Below are 2,325 nucleotides of genomic sequence, written 5' to 3' on the forward strand. Positions count from 1 at the left end.
ATAATACCCTGACTGCTGATATAATCGACAGCACGGCTGAGATAGACAGTGTTCCACAGGATGATGGCGTTGACGACGAGGTTAAGACCGGACGCGCGAAGCTGCGCGTGGTGGTGCCCGAAGTCGGCGGCGGGTTCGGCACCAAGGCGAACATCTACCCCGAGGAGCCGGTGGTCGTGGCCCTCGCGCGCCATCTGGGCCGCGCCGTGAAATGGGTTCAGGATCGCAGCGAGGAGCTGCTGAACAACATCCACTCGCGAAACCATGTCTACGATCTCGACGTCGCCTACGATCGCGACGGCGTCATCCATGCCGTCCGGCTGGACATGCTTGCCAATGCCGGCGCCTACACCTGCTTTCCGTTCGGCACCACGCTCGAGGCGACCGGCGGCGCGCGGATGCTGCCCGGTCCCTACCGGATAAGGAACTACGCCTACAAGACCCGTTCGGTCATGACGAATACGGGGCCCGCCGGCGCCTATCGCGGCGTGTCGCAGCCGACATGCTTCTTCGCCATCGAGGGCGTGATGGACCGGATCGGGCGCAAGCTCGGGATCAGCCCGGCGGAAGTCCGCCGCCGCAACCTGATCCGCGACGACGAGTTTCCGTGGAACAATGCCGTCGGCGTCCGGTACGACACCGGCAGCTACCATGCCTGCCTGGAGCGCGCGCTGGAAATGGCGGACTACGACCGCCTGCAGGCTAGGAGCGGCAGGCTCGACCCGGACGGGAAGTATCGCGGCGTCGGCATCTGCAATTTCACGGAGTCGACCGGCACGGGCGTTCGCGGCTGGCGCGCCAGGGGACTGTCCCGGCTTCCCGGCTATGACAGCGCCACGATCCGGGTCGAGCCCACGGGCGGCGTAAGCGCCTTCATCAGCCAGGCCTCGGCGGGGCAGGGGCATCTCACCACCTTCGCCCAGCTGGTCGCCGACCAGGTCGGCGTCCGCATGGAGGACGTCACCGTCGTCGAAGGCGACACGGCCCTCGTGCCCTACGGCACCAACACCGTGGCCAGCCGCAGCGCCATCACGGCGGGCGGAGCGGTCATCCGCGCGGGCGCCAAGGTCGCCGAGAAGCTGCGCCGCCTCGCCGCCTTCAGCCTCGGCGTTTCGCCGTCCGACATCGTTCTGCGCAACGGCGTCGCCTGGGTGGCCGACGAGCCCGAGACGCGGGTGTCGATCGAGACGCTGGCGCGGACCGCCTACGCCATCGGGCATCAGAGCCTGCCGCAGGGCGAGGAGTACGGGCTGGAGGCGACGGACATCTACGACCCGCCGATGGTCACCATCGCCAACGCCGTGCACATCGCGCGCGTCGCCGTCGATCCGCAGGACGGGCGCGTGGCCGTCGAGGATTATGTCGTCGTCCACGATTGCGGGCGCGTCATCAATCCGATGATCGTCGAGGGGCAGATCCACGGCGGCGTCGCCCAGGGCATCGGCGAGGCCCTGATGGAGGAGTTCGTCTACGATTCCAGCGGCCAGATGCTCAATGCCAACCTGCTCGAATACATGCTGCCGACCTCGCTGGACATTCCCGATATCCGGATCGATCATATCGAAACGCCGACGATCGATGCCGTCGGCGGGTTCAAGGGGGTGGGGGAGAGCGGCGTCATAGGTGCCGTTCCAGCAATAGCCAACGCTGTTGCCGACGCACTTTCGCAGATCGGTGCCAATTTGAACCAAATCCCGTTACGCCCTGCTGTTGTCTATAGCCTCATCCGACAGGCAAATGGGGAATGAGCAGGTAGCAGGGCATGGCCACGCCTGCCAGACAAGCCGGCATCACGGTGCCGATCGGATTCTATGACGCACCGGAGCGCTGAGCGCCGCCGTGCTGGCTCGTTCGGAGCCCGGTCGATATGCTTGTCGTGTGGCGTATCAACCGAACCTGGCGGGGTTTGCCGTTGTCTAGGATCCGGTCTGAGGCGCGGAAAGGCATTGGGAAACAAGGCTGATGGTCGACCAGATGGAAGCCAACACATCGCGTCAGGGACAGGCATCGGGCTCATCCGGCAGCCCGTCTGTGGAGCTTCGCTGCGATAACATCAGCCTGAAGGTCACTCAGATCGGTTACAAGGCAATGGAGTATTGCTTCCAGACGGACCGCGCGGAGAAAATCCCGAGTTGTGAGCTTCATGAGTACAAAACAGAAGAATGGCCGAGACCAGCCCTCCCTCCAGCGAAAGGACACCACTGTGAACGAAGCGCAAAGCGTCGCCGTCATCGGCGGAACGGGCGATCTGGGCGGGGGGCTCGCCATCGCCTGCGCCCGCGCGCGGCTGACCGTCTATATCGGCTCGCGCGACGCGGCGCGAGC

Annotated in this window: 1 protein-coding gene and 2 pseudogenes; 2 read left to right on the forward strand and 1 reads right to left on the reverse strand. The window is 65.2% G+C overall.

Annotated features, from left to right (window positions below):
• Positions 1-104, reverse strand: a pseudogene (locus ASD50_RS24275) (Tn3 family transposase); the annotation flags it as partial.
• 9 nt (positions 105-113) lie between these two features.
• Between ASD50_RS24275 and ASD50_RS24280 the strand changes: the two are divergent.
• Both ASD50_RS24280 and ASD50_RS13030 read left to right on the forward strand, forming a co-directional pair.
• Positions 114-1,748 carry a molybdopterin cofactor-binding domain-containing protein gene (locus ASD50_RS24280; RefSeq protein WP_162252019.1) on the forward strand — a complete coding sequence of 545 codons (1,635 nt, stop codon included), beginning with the start codon at positions 114-116 and terminating at the stop codon, positions 1,746-1,748.
• 395 nt (positions 1,749-2,143) lie between these two features.
• Positions 2,144-2,325 (forward strand): annotated as a pseudogene (locus tag ASD50_RS13030) (hypothetical protein); the annotation flags it as partial.

Source organism: Mesorhizobium sp. Root552 (assembly GCF_001427285.1).
Classification (GTDB): Bacteria; Pseudomonadota; Alphaproteobacteria; order Rhizobiales; family Rhizobiaceae; genus Mesorhizobium.